18 protein-coding genes are annotated in these 15,248 nt (G+C 70.9%); 11 read left to right on the top strand and 7 right to left on the bottom strand.

Annotation, left to right across the window (positions count from 1 at the left end; translation table 11 throughout):
- Window positions 1-179: 179 nt before the first annotated feature.
- From FHG71_RS18505 to FHG71_RS18495, 3 genes are read left to right on the top strand one after another with little or no spacing between them, the layout of a single operon-like run.
- The gene (locus FHG71_RS18505) at window positions 180-491 is read left to right on the top strand and encodes an I78 family peptidase inhibitor (RefSeq protein WP_139083179.1); all 312 of its coding nucleotides are present in this window, start codon (window positions 180-182) and stop codon (window positions 489-491) included.
- A 50-nt stretch (window positions 492-541) separates the two neighbouring features.
- A complete protein-coding gene (locus tag FHG71_RS18500) occupies window positions 542-880 on the top strand; it encodes an I78 family peptidase inhibitor (RefSeq protein WP_176559498.1) in 339 nt (112 codons plus the stop codon).
- A 46-nt stretch (window positions 881-926) separates the two neighbouring features.
- Entirely contained in the window at window positions 927-1,277 is a 351-nt protein-coding gene (locus FHG71_RS18495) for a DUF2794 domain-containing protein (protein WP_139083178.1), read from the top strand.
- Here FHG71_RS18495 and FHG71_RS18490 read toward each other — a convergent pair.
- Window positions 1,274-2,095 (bottom strand): C40 family peptidase, encoded by an 822-nt coding sequence (locus FHG71_RS18490; protein WP_139083177.1) that lies wholly within the window; start codon window positions 2,093-2,095, stop codon window positions 1,274-1,276. The genes FHG71_RS18495 and FHG71_RS18490 overlap by 4 nt on opposite strands.
- Window positions 2,092-3,480, bottom strand: coding sequence for a leucyl aminopeptidase family protein (locus FHG71_RS18485; RefSeq protein WP_139083176.1), 1,389 nt, complete (start codon window positions 3,478-3,480; stop codon window positions 2,092-2,094). The genes FHG71_RS18490 and FHG71_RS18485 overlap by 4 nt, the downstream gene beginning before the upstream one ends.
- A gap of 141 nt (window positions 3,481-3,621) precedes the next feature.
- Here FHG71_RS18485 and FHG71_RS18480 point away from each other — a divergent pair, with 141 nt between their 5' ends.
- From FHG71_RS18480 to FHG71_RS18470, 3 genes are all read left to right on the top strand, one after another.
- Window positions 3,622-4,266: a carbonic anhydrase gene (locus FHG71_RS18480; RefSeq protein WP_139083175.1), complete on the top strand. Its 645-nt coding sequence runs from the start codon at window positions 3,622-3,624 to the stop codon at window positions 4,264-4,266.
- 227 nt (window positions 4,267-4,493) lie between these two features.
- Window positions 4,494-4,916, top strand: coding sequence for a tetratricopeptide repeat protein (locus FHG71_RS18475; RefSeq protein WP_176559497.1), 423 nt, complete (start codon window positions 4,494-4,496; stop codon window positions 4,914-4,916).
- 167 nt (window positions 4,917-5,083) lie between these two features.
- On the top strand, window positions 5,084-6,001 hold the full coding sequence (locus FHG71_RS18470; protein ID WP_139083173.1) for a bestrophin-like domain: 918 nt from the start codon (window positions 5,084-5,086) through the stop codon (window positions 5,999-6,001).
- Between the two features lie 33 nt (window positions 6,002-6,034).
- On the opposite strand, the gene FHG71_RS18465 is transcribed toward FHG71_RS18470, so the two are convergent.
- Window positions 6,035-7,057, bottom strand: coding sequence for an aspartate-semialdehyde dehydrogenase (locus FHG71_RS18465; RefSeq protein ID WP_139083172.1), 1,023 nt, complete (start codon window positions 7,055-7,057; stop codon window positions 6,035-6,037).
- Between the two features lie 583 nt (window positions 7,058-7,640).
- Complete coding sequence (hemN, locus tag FHG71_RS18460; protein ID WP_139083171.1) at window positions 7,641-8,996, bottom strand: oxygen-independent coproporphyrinogen III oxidase; 1,356 nt, start codon at window positions 8,994-8,996, stop codon at window positions 7,641-7,643.
- Window positions 8,997-9,126: 130 nt separating this feature from the next.
- On the opposite strand from hemN, the gene fnrL reads away from it, so the two are divergent.
- Window positions 9,127-9,882 (top strand): transcriptional regulator FnrL, encoded by a 756-nt coding sequence (gene fnrL / locus FHG71_RS18455; protein WP_281281982.1) that lies wholly within the window; start codon window positions 9,127-9,129, stop codon window positions 9,880-9,882.
- Between the two features lie 21 nt (window positions 9,883-9,903).
- On the opposite strand, the gene FHG71_RS18450 is transcribed toward fnrL, so the two are convergent.
- The gene (locus tag FHG71_RS18450; RefSeq protein WP_139083169.1) at window positions 9,904-10,740 is read right to left on the bottom strand and encodes a universal stress protein; all 837 of its coding nucleotides are present in this window, start codon (window positions 10,738-10,740) and stop codon (window positions 9,904-9,906) included.
- A 185-nt stretch (window positions 10,741-10,925) separates the two neighbouring features.
- Here FHG71_RS18450 and ccoN point away from each other — a divergent pair, with 185 nt between their 5' ends.
- The 4 genes from ccoN to ccoP are packed head-to-tail and all read left to right on the top strand — an operon-like array spanning window position 10,926 to window position 14,353.
- Window positions 10,926-12,527 (top strand): cytochrome-c oxidase, cbb3-type subunit I, encoded by a 1,602-nt coding sequence (gene ccoN, locus FHG71_RS18445; protein WP_139083168.1) that lies wholly within the window; start codon window positions 10,926-10,928, stop codon window positions 12,525-12,527.
- 11 nt (window positions 12,528-12,538) lie between these two features.
- Entirely contained in the window at window positions 12,539-13,270 is a 732-nt protein-coding gene (gene ccoO / locus FHG71_RS18440) for a cytochrome-c oxidase, cbb3-type subunit II (protein ID WP_139083167.1), read from the top strand.
- Window positions 13,271-13,280: 10 nt separating this feature from the next.
- Entirely contained in the window at window positions 13,281-13,475 is a 195-nt protein-coding gene (locus FHG71_RS18435; RefSeq protein WP_139083166.1) for a cbb3-type cytochrome c oxidase subunit 3, read from the top strand.
- The gene (ccoP, locus tag FHG71_RS18430; RefSeq protein ID WP_139083165.1) at window positions 13,472-14,353 is read left to right on the top strand and encodes a cytochrome-c oxidase, cbb3-type subunit III; all 882 of its coding nucleotides are present in this window, start codon (window positions 13,472-13,474) and stop codon (window positions 14,351-14,353) included. The genes FHG71_RS18435 and ccoP overlap by 4 nt, the downstream gene beginning before the upstream one ends.
- A 73-nt stretch (window positions 14,354-14,426) precedes the next feature.
- Here the strand turns inward: ccoP and FHG71_RS18425 are convergent, their stop codons facing one another.
- Complete coding sequence (locus tag FHG71_RS18425; protein ID WP_176559496.1) at window positions 14,427-14,627, bottom strand: YjiS-like domain-containing protein; 201 nt, start codon at window positions 14,625-14,627, stop codon at window positions 14,427-14,429.
- Window positions 14,628-14,712: 85 nt separating this feature from the next.
- Window positions 14,713-15,228 carry a hypothetical protein gene (locus FHG71_RS18420; protein ID WP_139083163.1) on the bottom strand — a complete coding sequence of 172 codons (516 nt, stop codon included), beginning with the start codon at window positions 15,226-15,228 and terminating at the stop codon, window positions 14,713-14,715.
- Window positions 15,229-15,248: the final 20 nt, after the last annotated feature.

Raw genomic sequence — 15,248 nt, 5'->3', positions numbered from 1 at the left:
CCCTCCAGGTTCACCTCCATGATCTCCAACGGCTGACCAGCAGCCACAGCAACGGCGGCACGGGTGCGCATGATGAGGGTCCTCCCGGTGATGCATTCGGGCGGCAGCTTCACCATTCCGCGAGCGGGATGTCTACAGTCCCGCTTGGGACAGCAATGCCGTTCGGCTAGCGTCGTGGCATGACAGTCTTCCGTCTTGCCCTCCCGCTCGTCGCGCTGGCCGCCCTCACGGCCTGCATCATTCCCATCCCGGTGCCTGAAGGGACGCCCGGCGCCTTCGAGATCGTCCTCGACGAGGGCGACTCCTGCGGGGCGCGCGGCCTGCAGGACTATGTGGGACAGCCCGCAGGCGTCGTGCGCGGCACCACGTTCCAGTCGCCGGTGCCCGTCCGCGTGGTGGGCCCCGAAGGCGCCACCGGCGAGGCCAATCCGCAGCGGGTGACCTTCGTCGCCGACGCGTCGGACACGGTCGTCACGGTGGGCTGCGGCTGACGCCGCCCCCCGCTGGCGCCTCAGCGCGGGCGGGCCTAGGATCGGCGATCATGACCCTTCCGCGCCTGACCGCCCCCGCCCTTTTCGCCCTTTTCCTCTCCGCCTGCGCCGTCACGGCCCCCGCGCCCGTGGAGGAGGTCCCCGTGGCCGACGCGCCGCCCTCCGACATGCTGCTGCCCGTCCTGCCCAGCCCGGAGCAGGACACCTGCGGCGCCTCGGAGCTGGCGAGCTTCATCGGCGGCGACGTGGGCCTGATCGACGCCGCGCGCTTCGCGAACCCTGTCCGGGTGATCCGCCCCGGCGACGCGGTGACGATGGATTTCAACCCCCAGCGGCTGAACTTCGATCTGGACGTCCTGGACGAGATCATCCGCGTCCGTTGCGGCTGATCCGTCGCGCTTGATTTGAGGGGCCGACAGGCCCAAGTCTTGGGGCATGACAGCCCTGCCCCCGATCCCGTTCCCGGGGCCCGCCTCCGGCGCGAGCCCCGCCCAGGTCGCCTTCCACCGCACCGAGCTGAACGTCATCCTTGGCCTTTATGGCCGGATGGTCGCCGCGGGCGAGTGGCGCGACTATGGCATCTCGCACGGGCGGGATGTCGCGGTCTTCGCCATCTTCCGCCGCACTTCGGAGAACCCGCTCTACCGGGTCGAGAAGCGGCCCGCTTTGCGCCACCGCCAAGGCCAGTACGCGGTGATCGGCGCCGAGGGGCAGGTGCTCCGGCGCGGGCACGACCTCGACCAGGTGCTCCGGGTCATCGCGCCCAAGCCGAAGCTGGTGGACTAGAGCCGCCGCCGGGCCAGCACCGCGCCTTCGCCCTGCGCCGTGATCCGGGCGATGGCGCGGTCCAGGGGCTCGTAGGCGACGGCCATGTGGTGGGCGTTGGCGTGGATCAGCGTACCCTCGTCCACCATCATCCCCACGTGCCCCTTCCAGAACACGAGGTCGCCGCGCCGCAGGGGCTCGCCTTCGGGGATCTCGGACCCGAGCGCCCGCTGGAGGTCGCTGTCGCCCGGGCAGGCGATCCCGCAGGCGAGGCACGCCGCCTGCGCCAGTCCGGAGCAGTCGATTCCCAGCACCGAGTTGCCGCCCCAGAGATAGGGCACTCCGAAATGGAGCTGCGCCACGGCGGCCGGGTCGGTGAAGGGCCGGTCGAGCGGGCGCAGGTGGGGCTTCGGGATGTAGCCCTCGGGCGTCTCCCAGAACTTGCGGCCCTCGGCCTCGACCATCACCAGCGCGCCGAAGGACAGGTGATGCAGGTCCGGGCTCTTCATGTCGTCGTCGCGGTAGAGATGCGTGGCCGGCACGGCGACGCGGTGCGTGGGCGCGCGGTCGGGCCCCAGCGAGACGGCCGAGACGTAGCCCACGTAGCCGTCGCGCCCGGCTTCGACGAAGGCCATGCCGTCGCGGACCTCGTAGACCAGAACCCCCTCGCCCCAAAGGAGCTGGCGGTCGCGCGTCCCTCCGGGGCTGCCGTCGAGGTCGGCGACGGGCACGGCGACGCGGCGGGCCTCTCCGGCCACGAAGCGCTGCGCCTTGACATGGCCGCGCAGGCGTTCCGCCGCGACGCGACCGTTGGCGGGGGTGAGGCGGCGGTCGCTCACGAGTCCAGCGCCTCGGGCAGGGCCGCGAGCAGTGCGCGGGCGCCCTGCATCAGCCCCCCCTTGGGCCGGCCCGGCGCGTGCGACGCCGACCAGGCGAAGATGTCGAAGTGACAGTAGCGGGGAGGCGCGAAGCGGCGCAGGAACAGCGCCGCCGTGATCGCCCCGGCCATGCCCCCCGCAGGCGCGTTGTCGAGATCGGCGATGCCGGGCTCGATCATCGACTCGTAGGGCTGGTGGAACGGCAGGCGCCAGACCGGGTCGGCCCAGTCCCGGCCGCCGCGCGCCAGGGCCGCCGCCAGCCCCTCGTCGTCGGTGAAGAAGGGGGCGAGGTCGGGGCCCACCGCCACCCGCGCCGCGCCGGTCAGCGTGGCGAAGCTGACCGTCAGGCCAGCGTCGCCCTCGGCCGCGAGCGCCAGGGCGTCGGCGAGGACGAGCCGCCCTTCGGCGTCGGTGTTGTTGATCTCGACCGTCAGGCCCTTGCGCGAGCGGAGGATGTCGCCGGGGCGGAAGGCGTCCGAGCCGATGGCGTTCTCGACGGCCGGAATCAGGACGCGCAGCCGAAGGGGCAGGCCGAGGCCCATGATCGCCTGCGCGAGGCCGAGGACGTTCGCGGCCCCGCCCATGTCCTTCTTCATGGTCAGCATCGACGCCGAAGGCTTGATGTCGAGGCCCCCGGTGTCGAAGCAGACCCCCTTGCCGACGAGCGTGAGCCGGGGCCCCTCGCCGCCCCAGGTCATGTCGATCAGGCGCGGAGCCCGGTGGGGCGCGGCGGCGCGGCCGACTGCATGGATCATCGGGAAGTTCGCGTCGAGGAGGTCGTCGCCCGTGACGACGCCGATCTGCGCCCCGAACCGCTCGGCCACGCCACGCGCGGCGGCCTCCAGCTCGGCCGGGCCCATGTCGGCGGCGGGGGTGTTGATGAGGTCGCGCGTCAGGGCCTCGGCCCGGGCCAGGATCTCCAGCCGCTCGGCCTCCACGCCCTCGGGGGCGACGAGCCGCGCCTTGGGGCCGTTCCCGTCGCGGTAGCGGGTGAAGCGGTAGGTTTCGAGGAGCCAGCCCAGCGCGGCCTCGCGCGCCTCGCGCTCGTCGAGGCTGCCTTCGAGGCGCCAGGTCCCCTCGGGGAGCTTCGAGGCGCCCTGCCCCAGCGCGAAGCGGGTGCGGGCCCGCGCCTCGGGGCTGCCGCGGCCGATCAGGGCACGGGCGATGCGCCCGCCCTCGCCGGGCAGGACCGCGACCTCGCCCGCGTTGCCCTTGAAGCCCAGGGCGCGGGCCCAGGCGCCCTGCTCGGGCGGGAGCGCCTGGAGCGCGGCGTCGAGGCCGTCGGGCGCGACGGGCAGGAGGGGCATGGCGGAGGCGTCGTCGGGGGCGAAGGCGAGAGCGTGCATGGACCTGGCGCGGCTGGGGGATCGGGGCGGCAAGGTAGCCGGACGGAGAGCGGTCGCAAGGGCCAGCGGCTCCGTTGCGCCGGACGCCCGATCGGGCGATATGGAGCCGCCCGCCGCCCTGCGGCCCCGAGGAGACCCTGCATGACCGCACGGCCACTGCCCGAATACCTCGTCCGCCGCTACCAGGGCTGGCGGGCCACCACCTATGCCGGCAACCGCCCCTGGTACCGCCGGCTGGCCGAGGAAGGGCAGCGCCCCCGCGCCATGATCGTGGCCTGCTGCGACAGCCGGGTGCACGTGGCCTCGATCTTCGGGGCGGATTCGGGCGAGTTCTTCATCCACCGCAACATCGCCAACCTGATCCCCCCCTTCGCCCCCAGCGGCGACCACCACGGGACCTCGGCCGCGGTGGAATACGCCGTGCGCGAGCTGCGCGTGGCCCATCTCATCGTCATGGGCCATTCGCAGTGCGGGGGCGTGAAGGGCTGCTACGACATGTGTTCGGGCCACGCGCCCGAGCTGCTGGAGGCCACGAGCTTCGTCGGGCGCTGGATGGACATCCTGCGCCCCGGCTACGAGGCGCTGCCCCCCGGCGGCGACGCCGAGCGCGTGCAGGCGCTGGAGAAGCTGTCGGTCAAGGTCTCGCTGGACAACCTCATGACCTTTCCCTTCGTGCGCGCCGCCGTCGCGGACGAGCGGCTGACGCTGCACGGGCTGTGGAACGACATCGCCGAGGGCACGCTGGAAGCCTGGGACGAGACGCGGGCCGAGTTCGTCGCGATCTGAGCGGCGCAGGGCGCGCGGGGGCATGGCGGTCCTCCTTTCCGTTGCGACCCTGCGGGCCCGGGATGGGGACAGCTTCGCAGCCAAGGGTTAACGAATCGTTGGACCACCGAACGGTCCTCCCCCGGTTCGCGCAACACCCTTGCCCGGCCAGGCGGCCCCCGCAGCCCCGGCGACACGGAGGCCGGTCCGGGTGTAGGATGGGCGCACCCCCAAGGAGGAGATCCGCCATGACACGCCTGCCGCTTGCCCTTGCGATCCTGGCCGCGCTCGCCGGTCCTGCCCTTGCGGTGGGGTTGAGCGATCCCCCCGCGTCGCTCGCCCCGGCGCAGGCGGCGCTGGAAGGAGGCGACTGGAACGAGGCGATCCGGCTCCTCAACCCCATCGTGCAGGCCGAGCCGCGCAACGCCGACGCGCTGAACCTCATGGGCTTCGCGCTGCGCAAGGCGGGGCGGCTTGGGGAGGCCGCGCCGTTCTACCAGGCGGCGCTGCGCGCGGACCCCCGCCACCGGGGCGCGCTGGAATACCAGGGGGAGCTGTTCCTCCTCCTGGGGGACCGGGCGGCGGCCGAGGCGAACCTTGCCAAGCTCACGGAGCTTTGCGGGACCTGCGAGGAGCGGGAGGAGCTCGCGGCGGCGCTGGCGGGGTCCTGAGAGGATCCGAGTTCCGCAGGATCTCCGGGGTGCCGGGCCGCCCCCTCGTGCGGCGGAGCGCGGCCTGTCCGGAGCGCGTGTCCGGGGGCTTGAGTCCGGAGAGGATCTGCGGGGAGAACCTTCCGATCCCGGCTTGAGGGATTCAGGGCTGCGCGGCGATGGGGCCGATGGGGTCGCCGAGCCGGCTCGTGGCCTCCCCGGCCCGGGGCTGCCTTTCGCCGCGCCTGCGCCCGACCCGCGTGAGGGCGCGCTTGCCAGCCTCGGCCGGAGCAGGCCATACCGGGCATGTGGACGACTCGGGGACCCTTCTCGTTTCAATCCTGCTCGGGGCGAGCTTCGTGCTGGGGACGGTCGCCCTGGTGCTGGGGAGCTATCTTCTCGCGCGCCGGGTGCTTCACCCGGGACAGGACGGCGACGGAACGGCGGAAGTCGTGGCGCAGGTGGCCGTCCGGGTGGCGACGCTGCACAGCCTCGTCCTCGGTCTGGTCTATGCGCAGGAGCTTGATGCCTACAAGAACCTGCGGGCGACCCTGTCGGAAGAGGCGGTGGCCATCGCCGACGTGTTCAACGACGCCCAGCGCTTTGGCGGTGTCGCCATGGAGCCCGTGCAGCAGGGACTCGCGCGGTACATCGGGCTCGTCGTGGAGGAGGAATGGCCCATGCTCGCAAGCGAGCGCAGGCTGTCCCCGGAGGCCTGGGCGCAGTGGGAGGACGTCTACGAGAGGCTGCTCGACCTTACTCCCACGACCGAGCGGGAGCGCTATCTCGCGGACCGGATGCGCGAGCGGATCAGCACCGTGGCCCGGTTCCGGCAGCTTCGCGAGGCGACCTCGATGGACCGCTTCACGGTCCTGTTCTGGCTCCCGGCGCTCTTCGGACTCGTGATCGTGGCGATGGCCTTCTACATCTACCGGCCGACCCGGACCCATCTGGTCCTGCTGTCCCTCCTGGGGACATATTCGGGGGTCATCCTGTTCTTCATCTTCGCCTTCGGGAACCCCTACGCGGCCCCCGGCAAGCTGGAGCCGCGCCCGTTCCAGGCGCTGCTGGCGGGCGAGATCGGCGAGCGCCGACCGCCGGAGTGAGACCCCGGCGGAGCCCTGCGCCGACCCGGTGGATCAGCCCTTCTTGAGCGCCCGCTGCCCCAGGACCTCGGCGATCTGCACGGCGTTCAGCGCGGCGCCCTTGCGGAGGTTGTCGGACACGATCCAGAGGTTCAGGCCGCTGTCGACCGTCTGGTCCTGGCGGATGCGCGAGATGTAGGTGGCGTATTCGCCCACGCATTCGATGGGCGTGATGTAGCCGCCGGCCTCGCGCTTGTCGACGACGAGGCAACCGGGGGCCTCGCGCAGGATGTCGCGGGCCTCCTCCTCGTCGAGGAAGTCCTCGAACTCGACGTTGACCGCCTCGGAGTGGCCGACGAAGACGGGGACGCGGACGCAGGTGGCCGTGACCTTGATCGAGGGGTCCATGATCTTCTTGGTCTCGACCATCATCTTCCACTCTTCCTTCGTCTGCCCGTCCTCCATGAAGACGTCGATGTGGGGAATGACGTTGAAGGCGATCTGGCGCGGGTAGACCTTGGGCTCGACCTCCTGGCCGGGGACATAGACGCCCTTAGTCTGGTTCCAGAGCTCGTCGATGGCCTCCTTGCCGGTGCCGGAGACGGACTGGTAAGTCGAGACCACGACGCGTTTGATCTTGGCCCGGTCATGAAGCGGCTTGAGCGCCACCACCATCTGCGCCGTGGAGCAGTTGGGGTTCGCGATGATGTTCTTCTGGGTATAGCCCATGACCGCGTCGGCGTTGACCTCGGGCACCACGAGCGGGACCTGGGGGTCGTAGCGGTAGAGCGAGGAGTTGTCGATCACGACGCAGCCCGAGGCGGCGGCCTTGGGGGCGTATTGCTTGGTCGCGTCCGAGCCGATGGCGAAGAGCGCGATGTCCCAGCCCGTGAAGTCGAACTGGTCGAGGTCCTGGGTCTTGAGGGTTCGGTCGCCGAAGCTCACCTCGGTCCCGAGCGATTTCCGGCTGGCGAGAGCGGCGATCTCGTCCACCGGGAATTCCCGCTCGGCCAGAATGTTGAGCATCTCGCGCCCCACGTTGCCCGTGGCGCCGACGACGACGACCTTGTAGCCCATAGTTGTCCCCTTTCGAATCCTGCGCCCCATACAGGACGGCGGGTCAGGGGAAAAGGGTCAGTCGCCGCCGCCGCGGGCGAGGAGACAGGCCAGGAGCCCCGGCGCCACGATGGCCGCGACGACACGCGAAAGTGGAGCTGCGGCCGCCCATGAGTGGTCGGCGGGCCGGCGGGTCCCAGGCGCGTCCGGTCTTCTGCCCTGCACCACGGCGGGGGGCCCTTGCCGGCGGCTGCGGGGACGGCGCAAGGGCGGCCGCGGCCCGTTCGGGCGACAGCCAAACGGCCGGGGTCCGTCCCGCTCCCTTCGACGGGCCGGACCCCGGCAGGAGCGGCCCACGGGGTCGCCCGTCACTCGTCACGCACGACAATCACCGAGCACTCGTCAACCGATGCAACCGCCGGGTCCCGTCCCGCCCTCCCCGACGGGCCGGGCCCCGGCAGGGCGGCCGACATGACCGCCCCCTCACTCGTCACTGCACAGACCGGGCCCGCCTGTCCACGGACCCGGGTCGTCTGGGCCCGGCCGGCCCCCTGGTTCCGGCCGGGCTCGCGGGGCAGGCCACGGACCCGCCCCGGTCCTCGCCTCAGAGCGCCCGGCTGTGGCGCCCTTCGGGCATCGCGTAGGCGTCCACCTCCTGCGCCACCAGCCGCGCGATCAGACGCGGCGAGCGGACGAGCCGGATGGTGGCGTCCCGCATCTCGATCCAGTCGGCGAAGCGGCTGCGCAGGCGGGCCGTGACACGCAGGAGATCCGCCAGCGGCACGCCGTGGGCCGCCGACAGCTCGTTCAGGTCCAGTTCGAAGCGGCACATCAGCCGTTCGATCATGTCGGCCCGCAGCCGGTCGTCGGCGCTGAAGGCATGGCCCCGCTCGGTCGCGAAGCGGCCTTTCTTGATCGCATGGGCGTAGGCCGAGGAGGTCGAGGCGTTCTGCGTGTAGCCTTGCGGATAGCGCGAGATGGCCGAGGCGCCGAGGCCGATCAGCACGTCGCAGCCATCCTCGGTGTAGCCCTGGAAGTTGCGGCGTATCCGGCCCTCGGCCGCGGCCTGCGCCAGCGGATCGCCGGGACGGGCGAAGTGGTCGATGCCGATGGGCTCGTAGCCGTCCCAGGCGAACATCTTGGCGGCGGCCTCGAAGAGGTCGAGCCGCTCCTCGGCGCCCGGCAGCGCGTCGGCGGGGATCATCACCTGCCGCTTGGCCATCCACGGAACATGGGCGTAGCCGTAGAGCGCCAGCCGGTCGGGCGAGAGCGACAGGATCTTCTGCACCGTGTCGGTCATCCGCGCCCGCGTCTGGTGCGGCAGGCCGTAGAGCATGTCCATGTTGAGGCTCTGCACCCCCACCGCGCGGATCATCTCCACCACGTCGCGGGTGAGCGCATAGCCCTGGGCGCGGCCGATGGCCTCCTGCACCGTCTCGTCGAAGTCCTGCACGCCGATGGAGGCGCGGGTCATGCCGGCGGCCTTCAGCGCGTCGAGGCGCGGGCGGTCGATCTCGGTCGGGTCGATCTCGACCGAGAAGGCCAGGTCGCGCGCGAGCGGGCGGAAGGCGTTGAGCGAGTCGCACAGGTCGGCCAGCATCGGCGCGGGCAGGATCGTGGGCGTGCCGCCGCCCAGATGGATCGCCGCCACCTCCACGTCGGGCCGCAGGTGGCGGCCCACGAGCGCCAGCTCGGCCTTGATCTGCGCGAGATAGGGAATGAGCGGCCGGTCGGTCTGGGTGCCCTGCGTGCGGCAGGCGCAGAACCAGCAGAGCCGGCGGCAATAAGGAATGTGGACATAAAGCGAGATTCGCTGCCCGGCCGGGATTTCCTCAAGCCAAGCGGACACTTGGCCAGGGCCCACGTCGTTCTTGAAATGATTGGCGGGCGGGTAGCTCGTGTAGCGGGGCGCGCGCGCGTCAAATAGCCCCAGGTCGCGCAGAAGCTCATGCGAGGCCATTGCAAACCCCTCCTCGAATATCGTTATGGGGGGCCTGTTCCCGAATGCCCCCTTGATCGGTGCCCCATCCTGCCGCACGATTCCGCAAGGCCCGCCGCCCATGCCCTTTGACCGGAGCCCGTCCAAAGCCGTGACGACGTCGTCCCTGCCCAAGCTCAAGAACGTCGAGGTGGAGTGCTCGGGCTGCCCGATCCGCCACCGTGCCGTCTGCGCGCGCTGCGCGCCCACCGAGCTCCAGCGGCTCGAGGAGATCAAGTACTACCGCAGATACGACGCCGGGCAGCCCATTGCCTGGGCGGGCGACGACATGGGATTCGTCGCCAGCGTGGTGAAGGGGGTGGCGACCATCAGCCAGACCATGGCGGACGGTCGCAAGCAGATGGTGGGGCTTCTCCTGCCCTCGGACTTCATCGGCCGGCCGGGCCGCGCGAGCACGCCTTACGACGTGACCGCCGTGAGCGAGGTGACGCTCTGCTGCTTCCGCCGCAAGCCCTTCGAGCAGCTCCTGGTGACGACGCCCGCCGTGGCGGAGCGGCTCCTGGACATGAGCCTCGACGAGCTGGACGCCGCGCGGGAATGGATGCTGGTGCTCGGGCGCAAGACCGCGCGCGAGAAGATCGCCTCGCTCCTCACCATCGTGGCGCGGCGCGAGGCCACGGTGGGCCTGTCGGCCATGAAGGGGCGCATCGTCGTCGAGCTGCCGCTCACGCGCGAGGCCATGGCCGACTACCTGGGCCTCACGCTCGAGACGGTGAGCCGGCAGATCAGCGCCCTCAAGAACGAGGGCATCCTCGAACTCGACGGCAAGCGCCGCATCGTCGTGCCCGACATCCGCCTGCTCATGGCGGAGACGGGCGACGACATGGACGGCGGCCTGATCGCCTGACGGACGCATCCCCCGCCCTCCTCAGTGCGCCATGAGGAGGGGCAGCGGCACGCGCGCGAGCATGTCGCGCGTGGCCCCGCCCAGGACCGCCTCGCGCAGGCGGGAATGGCCGTAGGCGCCCATCACCAGGGCGTCGCAGCCCTTGTCGGTGGCGAAACGGTGGAGGATGTCGGCGATGCGCGGCTGGGTGCGCGCCAGCACCGACACCTCGGCCCGGACGCCGTGGCGCGCGAGCCAGACGCACAGGTCGCCGCCCGGGTCCGAGCGGTCGGCCGCTTGGAGCGGCGGGTCGATGATGGCGATGTCGGCCCTCTCGGCCGCCTTGAGGAACGGGAGCGCCCCGCGCACCGCGCGCATGGATTCGTCCGTCCCGTTCCAGGCCACCGCGAGGCGGCGGAACGGGCGGCTCCAGTCCAGGGGGGCGTCGGGGACCACGAGCACGGGCGTGCCCGCGCCGAAGAGCAGCGCCTCGGCCACCGCCGCGCCCAGGGGGTCGCGGTCGCGCCCATAGGGACGGCCCACCACGGTGAGATCCGAGAAGCGCCCGAGCCGCGCGGCCACCGCCCCGAAGTCGAGGCCGATCACGGTGCGGGTCTCGATGGCGGCGCGCACCTCGGGGGGAATCCGCCGCCCGGCCCAGGCGGAGAGCGCGCGGGCGCGGGACTCGGCTTCGGCGCGGCTCGATTCGACGATGATCTGCGCGGCCGCCATGGGCATGGCCTCGATCGCGAGCGGCTCGAGCCCCAGGCAGGCCACGTCGAGATGCGCGCTCTCGCGGGCCGCGATGGCGGCGGCGGCGGTCAGCGCCGGGGCGTCGCGGGTTTCATCGGTGACGATCACGCTGAGCGTCTGGATCATGGCGGTCTCCTTGTCGGCGCCCTGTCTGGCAGGTCCCGAGCGCGTCCGCCTTGATGCGTATCATCCGAAGGGCCCGACGGGTTTGACCTGGATCAAGGTGCAACCACGCGGCGAATGCGAAACCCCGGCCGGGTCGCCGCGCGCCGTGTGATGGCGTGCGGGCCCGAATCGGAGGGAACACCCGCATGTGGGATTGGATCAAGATCGCGGTGTTCGGGGCCACGGCCCTGTTCGCCGCCATCGCCGCCAACTGGGCGCGCGACCTGGCCTACCAGGTCCACGCGCTCATCGTCATGGCCGTGGCGGCGGGCCTCTTCATCTGGACCGTGCGCCGCACGGGCAATGATTACGTCGCGCCGATGGCGCGGCAGGACGAATACATGGACGGCGTGATCCGCGCAGGCGCGATCGCGACGACGTTCTGGGGACTGGCGGGGTTCCTCGTGGGCGTCCTCGTCGCCTTCCAGCTCGCATTCCCGCAGCTCAACCTGGACGCGCTTCAGGGCTACGGCAACTTCGGGCGCCTGCGTCCGCTGCACACCTCGGCGGTGATCTTCGCCTTCGGGGGCAACGCGCTCATCATGAGCACGTTCTACATCGTGCAGCGCACCTCGGCCGCGCGGCTCTGGGGCGGCAACCTCGCCTGGTTCGTGTTCTGGGGCTACCAGCTCTTCATCGTGCTGGCCGCGACCGGGTACCTGCTGGGCGCCACGCAGGCCAAGGAATACGCCGAGCCCGAGTGGTACGTGGACCTGTGGCTCACGGTCGTGTGGGTGGCCTTCCTCCTCGTCACGCTGGGCACGATCGTCAAGCGCAAGGAACCTCACATCTACGTGGCGAACTGGTTCCTGCTGTCCTTCATCATCACCGTGGCGATGCTCCACGTCGTGAACAACCTGTCGATCCCCGTATCAATCTGGGGCTCCAAGTCGGTACAGGTCTTCGCGGGCGTGCAGGACGCCATGACCCAGTGGTGGTACGGCCACAACGCCGTGGGCTTCTTCCTGACCGCGGGCTTCCTGGGCATGATGTACTACTTCGTGCCGAAGCAGGCGGGCCGCCCGGTCTACAGCTACAAGCTGTCCATCATCCACTTCTGGGCCCTGATCTTCCTCTACATCTGGGCGGGCCCCCACCACCTGCACTACACGGCGCTCCCTGACTGGGCCGCGACGCTGGGGATGGTGTTCTCGGTGATCCTGTGGATGCCCTCCTGGGGCGGCATGATCAACGGCCTGATGACCCTCTCGGGCGCCTGGGACAAGATCCGCACCGATCCGATCATGCGGATGATGGTGATCTCGCTCGGCTTCTACGGCATGTCGACCTTCGAAGGCCCGATGATGTCGATCCGCGCCGTCAACTCGCTGTCGCACTACACCGACTGGACCATCGGCCACGTCCATTCCGGCGCGCTGGGCTGGAACGGCATGATCACCTTCTCGGCGCTCTACTTCCTGGTGCCGCGCCTGTGGAACCGCGAGCGGCTCCATTCCCTCGCCGCCGTCAACTGGCACTTCTGGCTCGCGACCATCGGCATCGTGCTCTACGCGGCCTCGATGTGGGTCACGGGCATCATGGAAGGCCTGATGTGGCGCGAGGTCGACGCGAACGGCTTCCTCGTGAACAGCTTCGCCGACACCGTCGCCGCCAAGTACCCGATGTACGTCGTCCGCGCCCTGGGCGGGGTCATGTACCTGACCGGCGCGATCATCATGGCCTGGAACCTGTGGATGACCGCCTTCGGCCGCGTCCGCACGGTCGCCGTCGCCACCCCGGCCGAATGAGGTAGATCCCGATGGCCTTTCTCGACTATCACAAGCACCTGGAGCGCAACGCGACGCTCCTCCTGGCCGGCAGCCTCCTCGTTGTCACCATCGGCGGCATCGTGGAGATCGCGCCCCTCTTCTACCTCGAGAACACCATCGAGGAGGTGGAAGGGGTGCGGCCCTACTCGCCGCTGGAGCTCGCGGGGCGCGACATCTACATCCGCGAAGGCTGCTACACCTGCCACAGCCAGATGATCCGCCCCATGCGGGACGAGGTCGAGCGCTACGGGCACTACAGCCTCGCCGCCGAGTCGATGTACGACCACCCCCACCAGTGGGGCTCCAAGCGGACGGGGCCCGACCTCGCCCGCGTGGGGGGCCGCTACTCGGACGCCTGGCAGGTCCAGCACCTGAGCGACCCGCAGTCGGTGGTGCCGGAATCCATCATGCCGCCCTACGCCTACCTGAAGGACACCCTTCTGGACGGCGCGCATATCGGCGAGCTGATGGAGACGCACCGCTTCGTGGGCGTGCCCTACACGGACGACCAGATCGCGCAGGCGCGGGCCGACTTCATGGTCCAGGCCGACCCGATGGGCGACGGCGACATCGACGCGATGATCGAGCGCTATCCGGGCGCGGCGGCCTCGAACTTCGACAGCCTGCCCGGCGTGTCCGAGATGGACGCCCTCGTCGCCTATCTCCAGGTCCTGGGCACGATGGTGGACTTCTCCACCTTCACGCCCGACGCGAGCCGCTGAGGAGGACGGGATGCACGACCTTTACTCCCTCCTGCGCGAATTCGCCGACTCCTGGGCCCTGCTCGCGCTCTTCACCTTCTTCGTGGGGGCGATCCTCTTCGCGTGGCGGCCGGGCTCCCGGCCGCTCCATGACGACGCCGGCCGCGTGCCCTTCCGGCACGACGACCGCCCCCTCCTCGACGACTCCCCGGAGGCCCGGATATGACACGCAACGACAAGACCCCGACGGTCGCGACCACGGGGCACGAATGGGACGGCATCGAGGAGCTGAACAACCCGCTCCCGCGCTGGTGGCTGTGGGTCTTCTACGCCACCATCGTCTGGGGCGTGGGCTACACGATCGCCTATCCGGCCTGGCCCCTGGTCTCGGGCGCGACGGCGGGGCTGCTGGGCTACTCGACCCGGGGCGACGTGGCCGCCGACATCGCCGGCGTCGAGGCCGGCCGCGCGGGCATGATGGAAAAGCTCGCGGGCGCGGACCTGACGCAACTGCCCGCCGACCCCGAGCTCCATGCCTTCGCGCTGGACGCGGGCGCCTCGGTCTTCCGGGCCAACTGCGCGCAGTGCCACGGCGCGGGCGCGGCCGGCGTGCAGGCGGGGGGCTTCCCCAACCTGCTCGACGACGACTGGCTGTGGGGCGGCACGATCGAGGACGTGGCCCACACGGTGGCCCACGGCATTCGCAACGAGGCCTCGGGCGAGGCGCGATGGTCCGAGATGCCCGCCTTCAGCGAGATATTGGAGGACGGCGACATCACGGCAGTGGTCAACCACGTGCTGGCCATCTCGGGCCAGGAGCATGACGCGGCCTTGGCCGCCACCGGCGCGCAGGTCTTCACGGACAACTGCTCGGCCTGTCACGCCGAGGACGGCGCCGGCATGCGCGAGCTGGGCGCCCCCAACCTGACCGACGCGGTCTGGCTCTACGGCGGCACGCCCGAGCGGATCGAGGAAACCGTCCGGCTCGCGCGCTTCGGCGTGATGCCGGCCTGGAGCGAGGAGTTCCGGCCGCAGGGCGGGCTCAGCCAGGCCGAGATCAACGCCGTGGCCGCCTATGTCCACGGCCTCGGCGGCGGCGAGTGACACGACTTCCCGGCGAACCCCCTTCCTGGTTCGTCCAACTGGCGGCCCCTTCGGGGGCCGCTTTTTTTGTTGCTCAGAGCCGGTCGAGATCGGCGCGGGTCAGGCCCATGTCGGCCAGCATGCGGTCCGGGAGATGCCGCAGGTCGTGGCGGGCGTGCCCGGTCCGGGCGACGGCGGCCATGCGACGCGCGAGGGCGCGCAAGGCGGCGAGGCGGTCAGGCCCGCCGGGACGACGGGCGGTGGCGAGGCTCTGCGGAGCGGTCAGGGTGGTCATGGCGATCATCCGTATCAAAGGGTGCATGAAAAAAGAGAGAGCCCCCGCCCCGGCAGGGCGGGCGCGTCCGTTCCGGAGAACGGCGTCAGAGGCGGCCGAAGGCGACGGGTCGCCAGGTCCAGCCGTGGGCGGCCACGATCTCCTGCAAGGGCGCCTTCAGCTCGCGGGTCTGGAAGCGGTACTCGTGGACTTGGCCGTCGCGCGGGTCCTCCTCGCGGAAGGCGATGCCCGTGGCCCAGGCCAGCTCGATCGTCTGGCCGCGGAAGGACTCGGCGGCCCAGGAAAGCTGGGGCAGTCCCGCGCGCCATTCGACCTCCCAGTCGCGGTCCACGGTGCGGACCTCGCCCAGAAGGTCGTCGAGCCGCAGGAGCACCTGCGTCACCTTCTTGACCCCCGCCTGGGCGAAGAGGTCGGACCACGGCGCGTCGACCACCCGCCATTCGGCGACGAGATCCGCGCCCTCGCGCAGGCCCTCGCGCACCCGGAAGGGGGCGCCGTCGCGGTCGAGGGCGAGAAGGGCCGCGCGCAGGCTGCCGGCGTCGAGCCGGGGCGTGCCCTCCGGGGGCGCCCGGCGCCCGGTGAAGAAATCGAAGAAGCCCATGGAACAAATCCCTGCCGTCC

The sequence above is a fragment of the Rubellimicrobium roseum genome, assembly GCF_006152145.1.
GTDB lineage: Bacteria > Pseudomonadota > Alphaproteobacteria > Rhodobacterales > Rhodobacteraceae > Rubellimicrobium > Rubellimicrobium roseum.
This window is presented reverse-complemented; position numbering and strand designations above follow the sequence as displayed.